Annotated in this window: 18 protein-coding genes; 8 read left to right on the top strand and 10 right to left on the bottom strand. The window is 73.8% G+C overall.

Annotation, left to right across the window (positions count from 1 at the left end):
• The coding region (locus VKZ81_RS32135; RefSeq protein ID WP_324245514.1) for a hypothetical protein at nt 1-293 on the top strand (293 nt) is incomplete at its 5' end.
• A gap of 37 nt (nt 294-330) precedes the next feature.
• Here VKZ81_RS32135 and VKZ81_RS32130 read toward each other — a convergent pair.
• Genes VKZ81_RS32130 through VKZ81_RS32120 form a run of 3 tightly spaced genes read right to left on the bottom strand, consistent with a single transcriptional unit; the run spans nt 331 to nt 3,518 of the window.
• Nucleotides 331-1,485 (bottom strand): acyl-CoA dehydrogenase family protein, encoded by a 1,155-nt coding sequence (locus tag VKZ81_RS32130; RefSeq protein WP_324245513.1) that lies wholly within the window; start codon nt 1,483-1,485, stop codon nt 331-333.
• Nucleotides 1,486-1,494: 9 nt separating this feature from the next.
• Nucleotides 1,495-2,676 carry a CaiB/BaiF CoA transferase family protein gene (locus VKZ81_RS32125; RefSeq protein WP_324245512.1) on the bottom strand — a complete coding sequence of 394 codons (1,182 nt, stop codon included), beginning with the start codon at nt 2,674-2,676 and terminating at the stop codon, nt 1,495-1,497.
• Nucleotides 2,673-3,518, bottom strand: coding sequence for an HTD2 family dehydratase (locus VKZ81_RS32120; RefSeq protein ID WP_324245511.1), 846 nt, complete (start codon nt 3,516-3,518; stop codon nt 2,673-2,675). The genes VKZ81_RS32125 and VKZ81_RS32120 overlap by 4 nt, the downstream gene beginning before the upstream one ends.
• A gap of 83 nt (nt 3,519-3,601) precedes the next feature.
• Between VKZ81_RS32120 and VKZ81_RS32115 the strand changes: the two genes are divergently transcribed.
• Complete coding sequence (locus VKZ81_RS32115; protein WP_324245510.1) at nt 3,602-4,573, top strand: LysR family transcriptional regulator; 972 nt, start codon at nt 3,602-3,604, stop codon at nt 4,571-4,573.
• On the opposite strand, the gene VKZ81_RS32110 is transcribed toward VKZ81_RS32115, so the two are convergent.
• On the bottom strand, nt 4,479-6,872 hold the full coding sequence (locus VKZ81_RS32110) for a bifunctional salicylyl-CoA 5-hydroxylase/oxidoreductase (RefSeq protein WP_324245509.1): 2,394 nt from the start codon (nt 6,870-6,872) through the stop codon (nt 4,479-4,481). The genes VKZ81_RS32115 and VKZ81_RS32110 overlap by 95 nt on opposite strands.
• A 56-nt stretch (nt 6,873-6,928) precedes the next feature.
• On the opposite strand from VKZ81_RS32110, the gene VKZ81_RS32105 reads away from it, so the two are divergent.
• From VKZ81_RS32105 to VKZ81_RS32090, 4 genes are read left to right on the top strand one after another with little or no spacing between them, the layout of a single operon-like run.
• On the top strand, nt 6,929-8,068 hold the full coding sequence (locus tag VKZ81_RS32105; RefSeq protein WP_324245508.1) for an acyl-CoA dehydrogenase family protein: 1,140 nt from the start codon (nt 6,929-6,931) through the stop codon (nt 8,066-8,068).
• Nucleotides 8,065-8,892: an enoyl-CoA hydratase family protein gene (locus VKZ81_RS32100; RefSeq protein ID WP_324245507.1), complete on the top strand. Its 828-nt coding sequence runs from the start codon at nt 8,065-8,067 to the stop codon at nt 8,890-8,892. Before VKZ81_RS32105 ends, VKZ81_RS32100 begins: the two co-directional genes overlap by 4 nt.
• A complete protein-coding gene (locus tag VKZ81_RS32095; protein WP_324245506.1) occupies nt 8,892-9,641 on the top strand; it encodes an SDR family NAD(P)-dependent oxidoreductase in 750 nt (249 codons plus the stop codon). Before VKZ81_RS32100 ends, VKZ81_RS32095 begins: the two co-directional genes overlap by 1 nt.
• Nucleotides 9,638-10,036, top strand: a complete 399-nt coding sequence (locus VKZ81_RS32090) for a RidA family protein (RefSeq protein ID WP_324245505.1) — start codon at nt 9,638-9,640, stop codon at nt 10,034-10,036. The genes VKZ81_RS32095 and VKZ81_RS32090 overlap by 4 nt, the downstream gene beginning before the upstream one ends.
• Nucleotides 10,037-10,109: 73 nt before the next feature.
• Here VKZ81_RS32090 and VKZ81_RS32085 read toward each other — a convergent pair whose 3' ends face one another.
• Nucleotides 10,110-10,919 (bottom strand): PaaX family transcriptional regulator, encoded by an 810-nt coding sequence (locus VKZ81_RS32085; RefSeq protein WP_324245504.1) that lies wholly within the window; start codon nt 10,917-10,919, stop codon nt 10,110-10,112.
• A gap of 58 nt (nt 10,920-10,977) precedes the next feature.
• Here VKZ81_RS32085 and VKZ81_RS32080 point away from each other — a divergent pair, with 58 nt between their 5' ends.
• Together VKZ81_RS32080 and VKZ81_RS32075 are read left to right on the top strand one after the other, a co-directional pair.
• Nucleotides 10,978-12,003 (top strand): glycoside hydrolase family 183 protein, encoded by a 1,026-nt coding sequence (locus VKZ81_RS32080; RefSeq protein WP_324245503.1) that lies wholly within the window; start codon nt 10,978-10,980, stop codon nt 12,001-12,003.
• Between the two features lie 181 nt (nt 12,004-12,184).
• On the top strand, nt 12,185-13,078 hold the full coding sequence (locus VKZ81_RS32075) for a nitroreductase family protein (RefSeq protein WP_324245502.1): 894 nt from the start codon (nt 12,185-12,187) through the stop codon (nt 13,076-13,078).
• A gap of 3 nt (nt 13,079-13,081) precedes the next feature.
• Here the strand turns inward: VKZ81_RS32075 and VKZ81_RS32070 are convergent, their stop codons facing one another.
• The 5 genes from VKZ81_RS32070 to VKZ81_RS32050 all read right to left on the bottom strand — a co-directional run bounded on the left by VKZ81_RS32070 (nt 13,082) and on the right by VKZ81_RS32050 (nt 19,114).
• Complete coding sequence (locus VKZ81_RS32070) at nt 13,082-14,173, bottom strand: acetate/propionate family kinase (protein ID WP_324245501.1); 1,092 nt, start codon at nt 14,171-14,173, stop codon at nt 13,082-13,084.
• A complete protein-coding gene (locus VKZ81_RS32065) occupies nt 14,170-16,542 on the bottom strand; it encodes a phosphoketolase family protein (RefSeq protein ID WP_324245515.1) in 2,373 nt (790 codons plus the stop codon). The genes VKZ81_RS32070 and VKZ81_RS32065 overlap by 4 nt, the downstream gene beginning before the upstream one ends.
• A gap of 183 nt (nt 16,543-16,725) precedes the next feature.
• Nucleotides 16,726-17,121: a hypothetical protein gene (locus tag VKZ81_RS32060; RefSeq protein ID WP_324245500.1), complete on the bottom strand. Its 396-nt coding sequence runs from the start codon at nt 17,119-17,121 to the stop codon at nt 16,726-16,728.
• On the bottom strand, nt 17,121-18,794 hold the full coding sequence (gene ptsP, locus VKZ81_RS32055) for a phosphoenolpyruvate--protein phosphotransferase (protein ID WP_324245499.1): 1,674 nt from the start codon (nt 18,792-18,794) through the stop codon (nt 17,121-17,123). Before ptsP ends, VKZ81_RS32060 begins: the two co-directional genes overlap by 1 nt.
• Before the next feature lie 38 nt (nt 18,795-18,832).
• Nucleotides 18,833-19,114: a biotin/lipoyl-containing protein gene (locus tag VKZ81_RS32050; RefSeq protein ID WP_324245498.1), complete on the bottom strand. Its 282-nt coding sequence runs from the start codon at nt 19,112-19,114 to the stop codon at nt 18,833-18,835.
• Between the last annotated feature and the right edge of the window lies 1 nt (nt 19,115).

Raw genomic sequence — 19,115 nt, 5'->3', positions numbered from 1 at the left:
ACAACGGGGGCGACTCCGACGCGGTGGTCGCCGCCGTCGCGTCCGACCCGAAGGCGCCGCTCGCGAGCGTCTACGTGCGGGGGAACTCCACGGCGAGGATCACCGGGATCGCAGGCACCTACCAGGTCTACTTCAAAAGCGGCGAGGACTGGGACGAGGAACGCAAGGCGTTCACCCGCGACTGCTCGTTCCAGAAGTTCGACGACGTGTTCTCCGCCGACAGCGCCTGGCGGATCACGATCACGCCGGTGATCGGGGGGAACGCCACCTCCAGCGACGTCCCCCCGTTCTAGCCGACCGCAGCGCCGTGATCGGTCACCACGGGATCGGTCACCACGGCCTGCCGAGGCCCCCGCGCTTGACCAGCTGGGCGGCGATCACGTTGCGCTGGATCTCGTTCGTGCCCTCCCCGACGATCATCAGCGGGGCGTCGCGGAAATAGCGCTCGACGTCGTACTCGGTGGAGTAGCCGTATCCGCCGTGGATGCGCACCGCGTTCAGCGCGACCTCCATCGCGACCTCGGAGGCGAACAGCTTCGCCATCCCGGCCTCCATGTCGCTGCGCTCCCCCGCGTCGAACCGCTCCGCGGCGTGCAGGATGAGCTGCCGCGCCGCGGTGATCTTCGTGGCCATGTCGGCGAGGTAGTTGCCGATCGACTGGTGCTGCCAGATCGGCTTGCCGAAGCTCTCCCGCTCCTGGGCGTAGCGCAGCGCGTCGTCGAAGGCCGCCTGGGCGACGCCGAGCGCCCGGGACGCCACCTGGATCCGGCCGGTCTCCAGGCCCCGCATCATCTGCGCGAACCCGCGGCCCTCCACGCCGCCGAGCACCGCGTCGGCCGGGGCGCGGTAGCCGTCGAACACCAGCTCGCACGCCTCGACGCCCTTGTAGCCGAGCTTGGGCAGGTCCTGGGAGACGGTGAGTCCGGGGCCGTGCTCGACGAGCAGGATCGAGATGCCCTTGTGCTTCGGCTCCGCGTCCGGGTCGGTCTTGCACAGCAGCGCGATCAGCTGGGAGCGGCGGGCGTTGCTGATCCAGGTCTTCGCCCCGTGGACGACGTAGGCGTCGCCGTCGCGGCGGGCGACGGTCTTCATCGCCTGCAGGTCGGAGCCGCCGCCCGGCTCGGTGAGCGCCATCGTCGCCCGGATCTCGCCGGTGGCCATCCTGGGCAGGTAGCGGTCCTGCTGCTCCTTCGTGCCGAACGCCACCAGCAGCTTCGCGACGACGGTGTGGCCGCCCATCGCCCCCGCGAGGCTCATCCAGCCGCGGGCGAGCTCCGCGGTGACCAGCGCGTAGCAGGGCATCGACACCGCCACCTCGCCCCACGGCTCGGGCACCGCGAGCCCGTAGATGCCGAGCTGCTTCATCTGCTCGATGAGCTTCTCCGGGTAGGTGTTGGAGTGCTCCAGCTCGCGGACGACGGGGCGCACGTCCTGGTCGACGAACTCCCGCACGACCTCGACGATCGCCTGCTCTTCGGTGTTCATGGGTTCCTCTCAGATGACGGCACGCGCGCGCAGCGCGGCGATGTCCTCGTCGGTGCGGCCGAGCTCGCGCAGGATCGCGTCGGTGTGCGCGCCGAGGGCGGGCACCGGGCCCATCACCGGCTCGACGCCCGCGATGTCGACCGGCGGCCGCAGGGCGCTGATCGACCCGCCGGGTACGTCGACCGGCACCCAGCGCTGCCGCGCGGCGAGCACGGGGTGGTCGAGGAAGTCGCGGACCTGGTTGAGCCGGGCGTTGGCGATCCCGGCCTCGTCGAGCAGGGCCGACGCGGCCTCGGTGTCGAGGGTCTTGAGCTTCTCCTCGATGAGCGCGTGCAGCTCGCCACGGTGCTCGACGCGGGCGGAGTTGGTGACGAACCGCGGGTCGTCGGCGAGCGCCGGGTCGCCGAGCACGACGTCGCAGAACGCGCGCCACTCCCGGTCGTTCTGCAGCCCGAGCACGACCGCGCCGTCGGCGGTGGCGACCGGCCCGTACGGGGCGATCGTGGCGTGGTCGGCCCCGCTGCGGGCGGGCTGCCTGCCACCGTAGGCGGTGTAGTTGGCGGGCGAGCCCATCCACTCGGCCAGCGCCTCGAACAGCGACACCTCCACGGCGGAGACCTCGCCGGTGGTGGCGCGCCGCAGCAGGGCCGTGAGGACGCCGGAGAAGGCGTACATGCCGGCGGCGATGTCGGCGATCGAGATGCCCACCCGGGCGGGGTGGTCCCGGGTGCCGGTGAGCGCGAGCACCCCGGTCTCGGCCTGCACGAGCAGGTCGTAGGCCTTGCGCCCGGCCCACGGCCCGTCGGTGCCCCAGCCGGAGACCGTGCACGGGATGACACGCGGGTGCGTCCGGGCGAGGCTCGCCGCGTCGACGCCGAGCCGCGCGGCCGCGCCCGGCCCGAGGTTCTGGACGAACACGTCGGCCCGGTCGAGCAGCTCCCCGAGCACCGCCCTGCCCTCGGGCGACTTCACGTCCAGCGTCAGGGACTCCTTGGACCGGTTCAGCCACACGAAGTAGCTCGAGTTGCCGTGCACCGACTCGTCGTAACTGCGGGCGAAGTCGCCGCCGTCCGGCCGCTCGATCTTGATCACGCGCGCGCCGAGGTCGGCGAGCTGACGGGTGGCGAACGGGGCGGCCACCGCCTGTTCCAGGCTGACCACGGTGATCCCGCTCAAGGGTTGTTGCGTCATGCGAGCACCACCTTCGCGGTGAGGGACGGGCCCGCGCCCTTCGCGCCGACCACGACCTCGGCCTCGTCCCCGCGCGGCCGCGCCGCGCCGACGATCCGCGACGGGGCGAACGCGGGCCGGACCAGCCGGTAGGCGAAGGACCGGACGGCGCGGTCGGGGACGTGGCGGCGCGGCAGCTCCAGGGCGAGCAGGGCGAGCAGCGGGCCGTGCACCACGAGGCCGGGGTACCCCTCGACCTGCGTGGCATAGGGGTGGTCGTAGTGGATCCGGTGCCCGTTGTAGGTCAGGGCGCTGAAGCGGAACAGCAGCACCGGGTCGGTGTCGAGCTCGAGCCGCCACTCCCCCTCCGGGTCGGCGGCGCCGGTCTCCGGCGGCGGCAGCGTGCGCGGGGGCGTTCCCGGCGGTTCGGAGCGGTAGACGATGTCCTGCTCCTCGACGGCAACCGGCGCGTCGTCGGCGAACAGCTCGGTGCGGACGGTCACGAACGCCATCTCGCCGCTGCGGCCGGTCTTGACCTTCACGTCGGACACCCGCGCGCGGCTGGTGAGCCACGAGTCGAGCGGGATCGGGGCGTCCTGGCGGAACCGCCCGCCGGCGAACATGCGCCGCCGCCCGGGGATCGGCGGCAGGAACGGCGCCTCGGCCGGGTGGCCGTCGGTGCCGGTGTTCGAGCCGGTGGGGTGGTCGAGGAGGACGAACCAGTGCCACAGCGGCGGCAGCTGCCCGGGCCGCGGCGCGTCGATCAGGTCGGCGAACGCGTCGGCGAACCACGGGTCGACGCGCCTGGCCATCTCGACGGGCGGCGGCTGCCAGCCCTCCAGCACGTCGGTCAGGGATCCCATCCCTGCATCATGCGCGGTGATGGGGCGCCGCGTGAAATAGTCAATTGTGATGGGGTGATGCGGCACCGGTATGGGGAGGCGCCATGGAGCTGCGGCAGCTCACCGCCCTGGTCACGGTCGCCGAGGTCGGGAGCGTCACGAAGGCGGCCAAGCTGCTGCACGTCGTGCAGCCCGCGGTGACGCGCCAGATCCGCCTCCTCGAAGAGGAACTCGGCGTGGCGCTGTTCGAGCGCACCCGTCACGGCATGGTTCCCACGCCCGCGGCCGAGGTGCTGATCACCCGGGCGCGGCGCGCGCTGCACGAGCTCGACGCCGCCCGCGCGGAGCTGCGGCCCGAGCCGGGCGAGGTGGCGGGCATCGTGAGCGTCGGGCTGCTGGAGAGCGTGCTCGACATCCTCGCCCGGCCGCTCACCGACGCCGTCGCGCGCCGCCACCCCGGCATCGAGCTGCGGCTGCTCACCGGCTACTCCGGTCACCTGCAGCAGTGGCTCGACTCGGGCGAGGTGGACCTGTCGCTGCTGTACAACCTCGGGGGCACGCCGGCGCTGTCGGTCGTCCCGCTGGTGCGCGAGCGGCTCTGGGCGGTGGCGCCGCCCGACGACGGGCTCGACGCCACCACCCCGGTGCCGTGGGCCACCGTGCTCGCCCACCCGCTCGTCCTGCCGGTCAGCGGCCACGGGCTGCGCGCGCTCATCGACCGGGCCCGCTCCGCCGTCCCGGTGCAGCCGCGCATCACCGCCCAGACCAACTCGATGCTGCTGCAGAAGAACCTGGTGCTCGCCGGGCACGGCTGGACGGTGCTCCCCGCGGCCGGGGTCGCCGCGGACGTGGCGGCGGGACGGCTGTCCGGCGCCCCGGTGACCGCGCCGGACGTCGAGCGCTCCGTGGTGCTCGGGCTGCAGCACCGCAGCCGCGGGCTCGCCCCGGTCGAGGCGGTGGCCTCGGCGCTCGCCGGGCTCGTCAGCGGGCTGGTGCGGTCGGGCGCGTGGCCGTCGGCCCGTCCGCTCGCGCCGGACGCCACCGCAGGTGACCGTCCGACGGCGGGCGGCGGATGAGCTCCAGCCGCGGCTTCGGGCCGTCGGTCCGGCCGGTCTGGGGCTTGCGCCTGCCGGCCCGCCACGGGGCGGGCCACACCGCGCCCGGCCCGTCGTAGTCCTGGTCGACGGCGGCGTGCAGCGTCCAGTTCGGGTCGTAGAGGTGGGCGCGGCCCACGGCGCACAGGTCGGCCCGGCCGGACAGGATGATCGTGTTCACGTCGTCGGCGGAGGAGATGACGCCGACGGCGATCGTCGGGATCTTCAGGATGTTGCGGATCGCGTCCGCGAACGGCGTCTGGTACGAGCGGCCGAAGGCGGGGCGCTCCTGCGGCGTGACCTGCCCGGTGGAGACGTCGATGGCCGCGGCACCCGCCTGCTCGAACGCCCGCGCGACGACGAGGGTGTCCTCGAAGGAGATGCCGCCCTCCACCCAGTCGGTGGCGGAGATCCGCACGGTCATGGGCTTGTGGGCGGGCCACACCTCGCGCATGGCCGTGAAGACCTCGAGCGGGAACCGCAGCCGGTTCTCGATCGGCCCGCCGTACTCGTCCGTCCGCCGGTTGGTGACCGGCGACAGGAACGACGACAGCAGGTAGCCGTGCGCGCAGTGCAGCTCGACGAGGTCGAAGCCCGCCCGCTCGGCCCGCTCGGTGGCCGCGACGAACTGGGCGACGATCTCGTCCATCCCGGCCCGGTCCAGGGGCTTCGGCACCTGGTTGACGCCCTCGCGGTACGGCACCGGTGACGCGGCCACGACCGGCCAGTTGCCGGACTCCAGCGGCTCGTCGATGCCCTCCCACATGAGCTTCGTGGAGCCCTTGGGGCCGGAGTGGCCCAGCTGCAGGCCGATCTTCGCCGCCGAGGAGGAGTGCACGAACTCGGTGATCCGCCGCCACGCCTCGGCCTGCTCGTCGGTCCAGATGCCGCTGCAGCCGGGGGTGATGCGCCCCTGCGGCGACACGCACACCATCTCCGTCATGACGAGCCCGGCGCCGCCCAGCGCCTTGCCGCCGAGGTGGACGAGGTGGAAGTCGGTCGGCATCCCGTCCACGGCGACGTACATGTCCATCGGTGAGACGACGACGCGGTTGACCAGCTCCAGGTCGCCGAGCCGGAACGGGTGGAACATCGGCGGCCGGGGCGGGGCGCCCGCGGCGAACCACTCGTCGACCGCCGCCACGAACCGCGGGTCGCGGATGCGCAGGTTCTCGTAGGTGACGCGCCGGCTGCGGGTGAGGATGTTGAACGCGAACTGCAGCGGCGGCTGGTGCACGTACTGGCCGAGGTTCTCGAACCACTCGAGGCTCGCCTGCGCGGCCCGCTGCGTGGACTCCACCACCGCCCTGCGCTCGGCCTCGTAGGCGGCGAGCGCCTCGGGCACCGACCCCGTCTCGTGCAGGCACGCGGCGAGCGCGAGGGCGTCCTCCATGGCGAGCTTCGTGCCGGAGCCGATCGAGAAGTGGGCGGTGTGCGCGGCGTCGCCGAGCAGCACGACGTTGTCGTGGCACCAGCGTTCGTTGCGCACGGTGGTGAAGCTGATCCACTTCGAGTTGTTCGCGAGCACCCGCCCGCCGGCGAGCACGTCGGCGAAGATCTCGCTCACCGCCTCGACCGAGCGCAGGTCGGACTCGCCGGGCGCGAGCGCGGCCGACGCCGACTCGCCGAACCCCGCGCGGCGCCACACGTCGTCGTGCATCTCGACGATGAACGTGCTCCCGTGCGCGTCGTACGGGTAGCCGTGCATCTGCATGACGCCGTGCTCGGTCTCGCGGATGTCGAAGGTGAACGCCTCGAAGACCGTGTCGGTGCCCAGCCACATGTAGCGGCACCGGCGCACGTCGAGGCTCGGGCGGAAGTGGTCGGCGTACCGGCTGCGCACGGCCGAGTTGAGCCCGTCGCTCGCCACGACGAGGTCGTACTCGTGCCGCAGCCGCTCGACGTCGGGGGCATCGGTGCGGAAGTGCACCTTCACGCCGAGCTCCTCGCAGCGCCGCTGGAGGATCTGCAGCAGGCGTTTGCGGCCCAGCGCCGCGAACCCGTGCCCGCCGCTGGTGATGACCTGCCCGCGGAAGCGGATGTCGATGTCGTCCCAGCGGGCGAACTCGCGCTCCATCGCCGCGTACACGGCCGGGTCGGCGTGCTCGATGCCGCCGAGGGTCTCGTCGGAGAACACGACCCCGAACCCGAACGTGTCGTCGGCCGCGTTGCGCTCCCACACGGTGATCTCGTGCTCGGTCCCCGTGAGGGCCCCGAGCTGCTTCGCGAGCGCCGCGAAGTACAGCCCGCCGGGGCCACCACCGATGACTGCGATGCGCACGACAGCAGTGTATCGTTTGTTTGACGGCCGTTGTCAATGCGACATACGATGCCGGGATGACGGCGCTGACGGAGGAGCAGATCGCCTACACCGCCCGGGTCCGCGAGCTCACCACCCAGCACCTCGTCCCCCTCGCCCGCGACGACGGCCGGATCAACCGCCCGCTCGTGGCGGCGATGGGCGAGCTGGGCCTGCTGCGCGACCTCTACGGCGGCCGCCCCGACGAGCCGCCCCGCGACGCCGCCGCCCTGCAGCTGTGCCTGCTGCGCGAGACCATCGCCGCCGTCTCCCCCGAGGCCGAGACCGCGCTGGCGCTGCAGGGCCTGGGCAGCTACCCGATCCTGCAGTCGGGCACCCCCGAGGCGGTCGAGCGCTGGATACCGGGCGTGGTGGCCGGCGACGTGATCGCCGCGTTCGCGCTCACCGAGCCGGGCGCGGGCTCCGACGCGGCGGCCCTCGCGCTGCGCGCCGAGCCCGACGACGACGGGTGGCGCCTCACCGGGGAGAAGCTGTGGATCTCCAACGCCCCCGACGCCGACGTCTACACCGTGTTCGCCCGCACCTCGGACGCGGGCGCCCGCGGTGTCACCGCCTTCGCCGTGGCGGGCGACGCGCCGGGCCTGTCCGGCGAGCGCCTGGACATGCTCGCCCCGCACCCGATCGGCAGCCTGACCTTCGACGGCGTGCGCGTGGAGCGGGCCGACGTCCTCGGCGAGGTCGACGCCGGGTTCCGCGTCGCCATGCGCACGCTCGACCTGTTCCGGCCGAGCGTCGGCGCGTTCGCGGTGGGCATGGCGCAGGCGGCGCTCGACGCCACCGTCGCGCACGTGAAGGCGCGCGAGGCGTACGGCGGGCCGCTGGCGGCGCAGCAGTCGGTGGCCCACGCCGTCGCCGACATGGCCACGGATCTGGAGGCCGCGCGGCTGCTCGTCCACTCCGCCGCCCGGGCCTACGATTCCGGCGCCGACCGCTCCACCGTCACCCGCACCGCCGCCATGGCCAAGCTGTTCGCCACCGAGGCGGCCGGGCGCATCGTCGACCGGTGCGTCCAGCTGCACGGCGCGCGGGCGCTGCAGCGCGGCCACCCGCTCGAACACCTCTACCGTGACGTCCGGGCGCCCCGCATCTACGAGGGTGCGTCCGAGGTGCAGCGCACGATCATCGCCCGCGAGATCCTGGGGAGGACCAACCGGTGAGCCGCTTCCGCGCCTCGGCGCCGCTGACCACGCAGTGGAAGCACTTCGACTTCGCCGTCGACGGGCCGATCGCCACGGTCACCCTCAACCGGCCGGAGAAGCTCAACCCGCTGACCTTCGAGTCGTACTCCGACCTGCGCGACCTGCTCGCCGAGCTGCCGCACCACGAGGGCGTCAAGGTCCTGGTGATCCAGGGCGAGGGCGGCGGGTTCTGCGGGGGCGGTGACGTCAACGAGATCATCGGCGAGCTGCTGAAGATGCAGGCGGCCGACCTGATGCGCTTCACGAGGATGACCGGCGACGTCATCCGCGCGATGCGCGAGTGCCCGATCCCGATCATCGTGAAGATCCAGGGCATCGCCGCGGGCGCAGGCGCCGTGATCGCCCTCGCCGCCGACTTCCGGGTCGTGGGCGCCTCGGGGCGGTTCGCGTTCCTGTTCACCAAGGTCGGGCTCTCCGGCGGCGACATGGGCGCGGCCTACCTGCTCCCCCGCGTCGTCGGGCTCGGCCGGGCCACCCAGCTGCTCATGCTCGGCGACACGATCGACGCCGCCACCGCCGACCGGTACGGGCTGGTCTCGCAGCTCGTGGCCGACGACGAGCTCGACGCCGCCGTCGCCGCGCTCGCCGAGCGGCTCGCCTCCGGCCCCACCCTCGCCTACGCGCAGACGAAGTCGCTGCTCACCCGCGAGCTCGACATGTCGCTGTCGGCGGCGATGGAGCTCGACGCGATGACCCAGGCGCTGCTCATGACCACCGAGGACCACGCCGAGTTCCACGCCGCGTTCAACGCCAAGCGCCCTCCGCAGTGGAAGGGCCGGTAGTGCCGGTCGCGATCGTCACCGGTGCCGGTCAGGGCATCGGCCTGGCGACGGCGCGGCGGCTCGTCGAGGCCGGCCACCGCACCGCGCTCGTCGGGCGCACCCTCGCCAAACTCGAGGCCGCGGCGGCCCGCATCGACGGGCCGACCCTGTGCGTCGAGGCCGATCTCACCGTGCCCGGGCAGGTCGAGGACCTGTTCAGCACCGTCGAGCGGGCATGGGGCCCGGCGGAGGTGCTCGTCGCGAACGCAGGCTCCGCCCTGGCCGCGCCGATCACCGAGACCTCCGACGAGCAGTGGCAGCAGATGCTCGACACCAACCTGACCGCGCCGTTCCGGTGCATCCGCCGCGCGCTGCCGCCGATGCTCGAGGCGGGCCGGGGACGCATCGTCGTGATCGCCTCGGTCGTCGCGAAGCGCGGCGAGCGCCTCGTCGGGGCGTACACCGCGAGCAAGCACGGGGTGCTCGGCCTGGTCCGGGCCGTGGCCGACGAGGTGGCCCGGCACGGGGTCACCGCCAACGCCGTCTGCCCCGGCTACGTCGACACCCCCATGACCGACGCGACCGTCGCCGCCATCGCGCAGCGCACCGGCCGGTCGGAGGCCGAGGCGCGGGCCGTGCTCGAACGGCGCCAGCCCAACCACCGGCTGGTGCAGCCCGACGAGGTCGCGGCGGCCGTGCTCGCCTGCGTGCAGAACGGCGCGATCAACGGACAGGGCATCAACGTGGACGGAGGAGCGGTCCAGTCATGACGTTCGAACGCATCAACCCGCCGCAGCTCGCCACGCCGCGCGGGTTCAGCCACGCCGTCGTCACCGACCGCCGCCGCACCGTCCACCTCGCCGGCCAAACCGCGCTCGACCGGTCCGGGACGATCGTCGGCGACGACGTCGTCACCCAGTTCGAGCAGGCCCTGCTGAACCTCCTGCAGGCGCTCACGGCCGCGGGCGGCTCGGGCGACGACCTCGCCAGCGTCACGATCTACGTCGTCGACGTCGACGGCTACCGCGCCCACGCCCGCGAGATCGGCGCGATCTGGAAGCGGCTCGTCGGCACCGAGTACCCCGCCATGGCCGCCATCGGCGTCTCCCGGCTGTGGGACGCCGAGGCGCTCGTCGAGATCCAGGGGATCGCCGTGCTCGACTAGGCCCCGGGCTTCGCCGCTTCCGCCCAACCCTCGTTCCGACGAACGCGCCGTTCGTCGGGATCGGACAACCGCCTCAGCCGTGGATCGCGGTGAGCGCGTGCTCCCGCGCCGGCGCCCGCAGCAGCGCGTCGAGGTCGCCGAACAGGTCGGCCGCCCGCCCCCCGTTCCAGTCGTCGGGCAGGAGCTCGGGCGGCAGCCCCGGGTCGAGGTAGGGCAGCCGCCGCCACACCGTCAGCATCGGCACGTAGATCTCGAACGCGGTCCGCGGGGCCTTCTCGGCGCGCTTCCAGCGGGCCTGGGCGTCGGAGAACTGGGTGAGGAACTCCGCGTACCGGGCGTTGATGCCGTCGAGGTCCCACCAGCGGGCCACCTGCTCGCGCAGCGCGCTGAACCCCTCGTGGTGGGCGGTGAACAGGTCGACGTACGAGGCGAGCCCGCGCCGCTCGAGCGTGCGGCGGACCTCGTCGCGCAGGTGGCTCGGCGCGACCCACACCCCCGGTGCCGCGGTACCGAACCCCAGCCCCGACAACGTGCTGCGCAGGGTGTGCCGCTTCTCCCGCTCCGACTCGGGGATCGAGAACACCACCAGCACGAACCCGTCGGCCACGGACGCCCGCCGCCGGTCGAAGATCCGCGAGTCGCCCTCGCGGATCACCTCGAGCGCGCTGTCGGACAGCGCGTAGCCCGCGACGCGCCCCTGCTTCATCGCCACGAGCACGCCCCGGCGCTTGAGCCGGGAGATCGACGACCGGACGCCCGCCGAGTCGACCCCGAGGTCGCCCATCATCCGCACCACGGAGCCCACCGACAACCAGTTGTGCTCCTCGCGCGCGTACAGCCCGTACAGCGTCAGGATGAGGTGGCGCGGGGCGAGCTCTGCCATGGCGGCCACTGTAAGGAGTCGATCCGCCACGGGCCCGCGACGCGGCACGATGAGGGGTGTGACGGAACGGCTCGCCACCAAGATCGCCGATCTCACCGGCCCCGGGATCACCGACCGCTTCGGCGTCGGCGGCACCGACCTGGGCACCACGACGACCGCGCCGCAGGGCCACCTGGTCTCGGTGTTCGGGGACACGTTCCGGCAGGCGGGGGTCGGCGGGCGCGGCTGGCGCTCCCCCGTGGTGCTGTTCGCCGACCCGGCGAGCGTCCCCACCGGCCTGCGCTGGATCGGCGCGGCCGGCAGGCGCGGCACCGCCCGCCAGGTCGTGCGCTACGTCCACCACGGCTGGCGCCGCCACGGGTGGCGGCCGCGGCGGGTCACGACGGTGCTGCCCACCGACGTGATCACCATCGGCGACGAGATGTTCCTGCACGTCATGGTGTGCCGGGAACTGGGCAACGTGCGCTGGACGGAGCTGCACCGCTCCCGCGACGGCGGCCGGACGTGGCGGCCCACCGGCACGCGCTGGCCCGCCGAGGTGCACGACGGGCTGTTCCAGATGCTCACGTGGGAGCGCGGCGACGACGGCTACGTGTACGCCCTGACCACCGGCTTCCAGCGGGCGCACGGCCTGCTGCTGCACCGGGTGCCCGAGGCCGCGCTCACCGACCCCTCCGCCTGGCAGACGTGGGGCGTCGCCGACGACCGCTGGGGCTGGGGCAACCCGCCCACCGTCGTGCTCCCCGGTCGGTTCGGGGAGCTGTCGCTGCGCCGCGTCCCCGGCGACGAGGGCGAGCGCTGGCTGCTCTCGGCGTTCGACGCGGGCAACCACTGCATCGACGTCCGCGTGCTGGACGGCCCCACCGCCGACCTGCACCGCGCACCGCTCGCGACGGTGCTGCGCGGCTGCGACTGGACCTGCGAGGACCACGCGGGCGGGCACGTGGCGCAGCTCTACGGCGGGTACGTGCTGCCCGGTTCGACGATGCGCGAGGTGCACCTCGTGGTCAGCCAGTGGAACACCGCGACGGGGTGGCCGTACCGGGCGATGCAGTTCCGCACGGACCTGTCCGGGCTCGGGTGACCCCCGCCGCGACCCGGCGGCGCCGACCCGGGTCCTGCCCGGGGCGGGCCGATGGACCCCACCGACGGGGACGTGCGCCCGCTGCCCGCGGGCACCCCGCGGCCGCGATCGTGGATCCCGCCGGGGTGGGCGGCCCCTCGACGCGCGTTGCGCTCCCGCCCTCCCCGACGAGGAGCGAGCGATGACCGTGAGCAGCCACCGGCTGGTCGACCGGCGGACGGTGCGCGGCGCGCTCGCGCTGGCCGCCGCCGCCCCGTCGGTCCGCAACAGCCAGCCGTGGCGTTGGGAGGTCGGCCGGGACGCGGTCCACCTGCACGCCGACCTCGCCCGCTGGTTGCCCGCCGCCGACCCGATGGGCCGCGATCTCGTGATGAGCTGCGGGGCCGCCCTGCACCACGCGCGGGTCGCGCTCGCCGCCACCGGGCTCGCCTGCTCCGTGCAGCGCATGCCGGACCTCGACACACCGACCCACCTGGCCACGCTGCGCCTGCACCCGCGCGCCGCCGAGGCCACCGACCTCGCCCTGGCCGCGGCGGTCCTGCGCAGGCGCACCGACCGCCGCCCGTTCGCCGACTGGGAGGTGCCCGGCGAGTTCGTCGACGAGCTGTGCGAGCGCGCCGCCGAGCAGGGCGCCGAGCTGCGGCCCGTCACCGCGCCGCGAGCACGGCAGCGGCTGCTCCGAGCGATCGCCGAGGCCGCCCGCATGCCCGAGGGCAAGGACGACGACCTGCTGCCGGAGGCGACCGACCCGGAGTACGAGGCCGTGGCCGGCCTGCCCGACGGCGCCGTGCTCACGGTGCTGGCCACCGCGTCGGAGGGGCCCCTGGCCCACCTGCGGGCCGGCGAGGCGCTCAGCGCCGTGCTGCTGCACGCCACCGAGCTCGGCCTCGCGACCTGCCCGATGTCCCGGCCGCTCGCGAACGGCGCCGGCTCGGTGATCGCCTGGGACGACGTGTTCGCCGGTGGCGCCGCCCCGCAGCTGGTGATCCGCGTCGGGTGGGCCCCGCTCGGCGCCCCGCCGCAACCGACCTCGCGCCGGCGCATCGACGAGCTGATCGACGAACCGGGGCGCTGAGCGCTATCGGGCCGCGAGCTGCGCGGCCACCTGCCGGGCGATCTCCAGGTCCTCCCGCGCGGTCACCACGACCGTGCGCACGGCGGCGCCGTCGGCGGAGACGTCGGCGTCGCCGGAGGCGGCCTCGTTGCGCGCGGCGTCCACCGCCACGCCGAGGTAGGCGAGCCGCTCGGCCACCTGCGCCCGGACCAGCGGCGAGTGCTCGCCGATCCCGCCGGTCATCACCAGCACGTCCAGCCCGCCGATCGCGGCCGTCATCGCCGCGATCTCCCGGCACAGCTGGTGGACGAACACGTCGAACGCGAGCGCGCAGTCCTCGTCGCCGTCGGCCCGACCGGCGAGCACGTCGCGCAGGTCGCCCGACGTCCCGGAGAGGCCCTTCAGCCCCGACCGCCGTTCGAGGGCCTCGTTGAGCTCGTCGAGCGGCACCCCGCCGTGCCGCAGCAGCCACAGCAGCAGGCCGGGGTCGACGTCGCCGGAGCGGGTGGCCATCACCAGCCCGGCGAGCGGCGTGAACCCCATGGTCGTGTCGAGGCTCACCCCGTCGCGGACGGCGGCGAGCGACGCCCCCGCCCCGAGGTGGCAGGACACCATCCGGGCGCCCGGCGCGCCGGCGAGCTCGCCCGCGCGGCGCGTCGCGTAGGCGTGGGAGAGGCCGTGGAAGCCGTAGCGGCGCAGCGACCAGCGCGCGTTCCACTCCCGCGGCAGCCCGTAGGTGTGCGCCTCGCGCGGCAGCGTGGCGTGGTAGGCGGTGTCGAAGCACGCCACCGCCGGGGTGTCCGGCAGCACCTCGGACACGGCGTAGATGCCCGCGACCGCCCGCGGGTTGTGCAGCGGGGCGAGGTGGGCGATCGAGTCCAGGTACTCGACCAGCCCGTCGTCGACCGGGGCGGGGTCGACGTAGCGGGGGCCGCCGTGCACCACCCGGTGCCCCACGGCGTCGACCTGCACGCCGTCGAGGAACGCCGTCAGCGGCTCGAGGTGCCTGCGCCCCTCCCAGCGCTCGACCGTGGTCGCCGCCTCGACCCGACCGTCCCCGGTCAGCACCGACAGCTTCAGGCTGCTCGACCCGGTGTTGACCACCAGCACCCTCACGCGGACTCCCACTTCCACCCGGCGACCTCGGGCATGTCCTCGCCGTGGGTGCGCACGTACTGCCGGTGCTCGATGAGGGAGTTCTTGAGCCGTTCCCGGTAGTGGCCCGCGATCGGGCGCAGCCGCTCGACCCGGTCGATGACGTCGATGGCCAGGTTGAACCGGTCGATGCGGTTGCGCACGCACATGTCGAACGGCGTGGTCGTGGTGCCCTCCTCGACGTAGCCGCGCACGTGCAGGTTGCGGTGGTTGGTGCGCCGGTAGGTCAGGCGGTGGATCAGCCACGGGTAGCCGTGGTAGTTGAAGATGATCGGCTTGTCCGTGGTGAACAACGCGTCGAACTCCCGGTCCGACAGCCCGTGCGGGTGCTCCCGGTCGTCCTGCAGCCGCATCAGGTCCACCACGTTGACCACGCGCATCCGCAGGTCGGGGAAGAAGCCGCGGAGGATGTCGACCGCGGCGAGCGTCTCCAGCGTCGGCACGTCCCCCGCGCACGCGAGCACGACGTCCGGCTCCTCGCCGGCGTCGGTGCTGGCCCACTCCCAGATCCCGATGCCCTTGGTGCAGTGCACGATCGCGGCGGGCATGTCCAGGTACTGCGGCTGCGCCTGCTTGCCCGCCACGACGACGTTGACGTACTGGCGGCTGCGCAGGCAGTGGTCCGCGGTGGACAGCAGCGTGTTGGCGTCCGGCGGCAGGTACACCCGGATCACGTCCGACTTCTTGTTCACCACGTGGTCGATGAACCCGGGGTCCTGGTGGGAGAAGCCGTTGTGGTCCTGGCGCCACACGTGGCTCGTGAGCAGGTAGTTCAGCGAGGCGATCGGCCGCCGCCACGGGATCTCGTTCGTCGTCTTCAGCCACTTGGCGTGCTGGTTGAACATCGAGTCGACGATGTGGACGAACGCCTCGTAGCAGGAGAAGAACCCGTGCCTGCCGGTGAGCAGGTAGCCCTCCAGCCACCCCTGGCAGGTGTGCTCGGAGAGGATCTCCATGACCCGCCCGTCGACGGCGAGGTCGACGTCGTCGGGCTCGATCCGGGCGCCCCAGGTCCGCCCGGTCACCTCGAGGATCGCCTCGAGCCGGTTGGAGTTGTTCTCGTCGGGGGCGAACACGCGGAAGTCGGTCGGGTTGGCGCGCATGACGTCGCGGAGGAACCGGCCCAGCACCCTGGTCGCCTCCGCGGTGGTCGCGCCCGGCCGTTCGACCTCCACCGCGTAGTCGCGGAAGTCGGGCAGGCGCAGGTCGCGCAGCAGGGCGCCGCCGTTGCTGTGCGGGTTGGCGCTCATCCGCCGCTCCCCCACCGGGTGCAGGTCGCGGATCTCGGGGACCGGGGCGCCGGTCGCGTCGAACAGCTCCTCGGGCCGGTAGCTGCGCATCCACTGCTCCAGCACGGCGCGGTGCTCGTCGTCGCCGCGGGCGTTGGCGAACGGCACCTGGTGCGAGCGGAACGAGCCCTCGACCTTCGCTCCGTCGACCGTCTTCGGCCCGGTCCAGCCCTTCGGCGTACGCAGCACGATCATCGGCCAGCGCGGCCGCTGCGGGGTGCCGCCGCCGCTGCGCGCCCGGCGCTGGATGTCGGCGATCTCGTCGAGGCAGCGGTCCAGGGTGGCGGCGAACTTCTGGTGCATCCGGGCCGGCTCGGCGCCCTCCACGACGTGGGGGGTGTAGCCGTATCCGCGCAGCAGCTGGTCCAGCTCCTCGGGCTCGATCCGGGCCAGCACCGTGGGGCTCGCGATCTTGAAGCCGTTGAGGTGCAGGATCGGCAGCACCGCGCCGTCGCGGCGCGGGTCGACGAACTTCGTGGAGTGCCAGCTGGCGGCGAGCGGCCCGGTCTCGGCCTCCCCGTCGCCGACGATCGCGGCGACGATCAGGTCGGGGTTGTCGAAGGCCGCGCCGTAGGCGTGGGAGAGCGCGTAGCCGAGTTCGCCGCCCTCGTGGATCGACCCCGGTGTCTCCGGTGCGACGTGGCTCGGGATGCCGCCGGGGAAGGAGAACTGCGTGAACAGCCGCTTCATCCCGGCCTCGTCCTGCGAGACGTCGCTGTAGACCTCGCTGTAGGTGCCCTCCAGCCACGCCGCCGCCACCGGGCCGGGCCCGCCGTGCCCCGGCCCCATCACGTACATCATGTCGAGGTCGCGCTCGACGATGCAGCGGTTGAGGTGGGCGTAGACGAAGTTGAGCCCCGGCGTGGTCCCCCAGTGGCCCAGCAGGCGCGGCTTGACGTGCTCGGGGCGCAGCGGCTCGCGCAGCAGCGGGTTGTCCATCAGGTAGATCTGCCCGACCGACAGGTAGTTCGCCGCCCGCCACCACGCGTCGATCCGCGCCAGCTGCCGGGCGTCGAGCGGCCCCTCCGGCTCGGCCGTCACCCGCGTCCCCACGTCCTCGATCGCCACGCCCGCTCCCCTCGGTCGACGTCCGCTCCGGCCGCGATGGCCAGATGGCCATACCCGGCTGACGGCGCTGGCAAGCAGGGCGGCCCCCACCCTGGCGGCGGACGGGGTCGACCCGGCAGGGCCGAAGGGCCCGAGGGACGCGGGCGGGGCGCCGCCTCAGGGCCGGTCCGCCACGCCGACGCCGGCGCGGTGCTCGACGCACCCCGGGGTCCGCGCCGGGCCCGCGGAGGACGCGCGCACCAGCACGCGCCACTCCCGCAGGATCTCGCCCGGCTTGCGGATCAGGCCGAGCGGCAGGTAGTGGAAGAGGAAGTCGACCGGCCGCTCCCTGGCGCGGCGCAGCATCTTCCCCGGCTTGTCCGCGAGCCGCGCTTCGAAGTCGCGCAGGTAGCGCTCCAGGAGGACGTCCGGCCGCGGCGCCACCACGGTGTCGCACTCCGAGCACGTGATGCAGGCGATGATCGTCCCGAGGTAGACCACGGCGTGGGCCCGCTCGCTCCCGCACTTGTGGCACTGCAGGGAGACGACGTAGCGCTGCATGTTCCCTCCCATCAGAGCACGTCCAGGAGCCGGGGCGACGCGAGCCGGCGCACGCTCTCCCGGGCGGCCGCGGCGTCGTCGGCCTCGCGGGCGGCCTTCGCCATGCCGCGGCACTCGTCGACGGTGTGGGTGGCGAGGGCGTGCCGCACCGCGGGCAGGCAGGCCGGGGCCATCGACAGGCTCGTGACGCCGAGGCCGGCGAGCACGAGCGCCAGCAGGGGGTCGCCCGCCGCCTCCCCGCACACGCCGACCGGGCGGCCGGTGCGGCGCCCGCCGTCGGCCACGGCGGCGACGAGATCGAGCAGCGCGGGCTGCCAGACGTCGAGCAGGTCGGCGAGGGCGGACTCGGTGCGGTCGGCGGCGAAGGCGTACTGGGCGAGGTCGTTGGTGCCGATGCTGGCGAAGTCGCAGCGCTCGAGCAGCTGGGCCGCCCGCATCGCGGCCGCCGGCACCTCGACCATCGCGCCGACGGTCGCAAGTCCCAGGGAGCGGGCCTGGTCGGCGAACTGCTCGGCCTCCGCGGGAGTGGACACCATCGGCGCCATCACCCACACGTCGGCGCCGCAGCCGGACGCGGCCTGCGCGATCGCCGTGAGCTGGTCGGCGAGCAGCTCGGGCCGGCGGCGGGCCAGCCGTAGCCCGCGCACGCCGAGCGCCGGGTTCGCCTCCTCGGCGTGGCCGACGAACGGCAACGGCTTGTCCGCGCCCGCGTCGAGGGTGCGGATCACGACCTTCCGGCCCGCGAACGCGTCGAACACCGCCCGGTAGGCCTCGACCTGCTCCTGCACCGACGGCGCCGAGCCCCGCCCGAGGTAGAGCACCTCGGTGCGGAAGAGCCCCACCCCCTCCGACGGGACCGCGGCCGCCGCCTGCGCGTCGGCGACGGCGCCGACGTTGACGAGCAGGGCGACCGGCGCACCGTCCGCGGTGCGGCCCGGGCCGGTGGAGTCCGGCACCGCCGCGCGGGAGGCGGACCGCGCGGCCACCCGGTCGAGCACGTCCCGGGGCGGGTCGACGGTGATCTCCCCGGCGGTCCCGTCGACCACGACGTGCGCGCCCTCGCGCAGCCCGGCGGCCGCGGGGCAGCCGACCACGGCCGGGATGCCGAGCTGCTTGGCGAGGATCGCGGTGTGGCTGGTCGGCCCGCCCAGCTCGGTGACGAACCCGAGCACCCGGTCCGGACAGAGCGTGGCGGTGTCGGCGGGGGCGAGGTCGCGGGCCACGAGGACCGACGGCTGGTCGAGGACGGGCACCCCGGGCATCCGGCCGCCGGTGAGCAACGCGACCGCCCTGGACCGGATGTCGTCGAGGTCGGCGACCCGTTCGGCGAGGTAGCCGCCGAGCCCGCGCAACACCTCGGCGTAGCCGAGCAGGCCTTCGTGGACGGCGCGGGCGGCCGTGCGGCCCCCCGCGACCAGGGCCGCCACGCGTTCGTGCAGCTCGATGTCCTCGGCCATCATCGCCTGGGCGTCGAGCACGTCGGCGGCGGCACCGCCCGCCGCCGCCCCGCGGGCCCGTAGGAACGCCGCGACGTCGGCCAGGGCGGCCTCGGCCCGCGCAGCCTCTCCGCCGGGGTCCTCGACCACGCCGCCCTCGGGCGGGTCCGGCGGCGGGGGTGCGAGCCGGACCACCGGCCCGGCCACCGCACCGGGGCTGACTCCGATCCCTCGCAGGACCTCGTGCATGCGCGTTGCTCCTCGTCGGTGAGGGCGGGGTGGACGTCTCAGGACAACAGCTCGTCCAGATCGCCCAGGCCGTCGTCGTCGCTGCTGTCGACGTAGCCGAGCGGCTCGCCGACGGGGACGACGTCGCCCTCCTGGGCGGTCAGGCGCGTGACGGTTCCCTCGACCTCCGATTCGATCTCCATCTCCACCTTGTCCGTCATGACGACGGCCAGGGGCATGCCCTTGGTGATCGATTGTCCAACCTCGACGAGCCAGCTGCCGAACTCGCCTTCCTCCATCGTCATGGACAGCTTCGGCATCCGGATCGGGACCTCGGCCACG

The organism is Pseudonocardia sp. (assembly GCF_035305885.1).
Classification (GTDB): domain Bacteria; phylum Actinomycetota; class Actinomycetes; order Mycobacteriales; family Pseudonocardiaceae; genus Pseudonocardia.
Note: the sequence above shows the minus strand (reverse complement) of the source record. Positions and strands in the feature narration are given on the sequence as shown.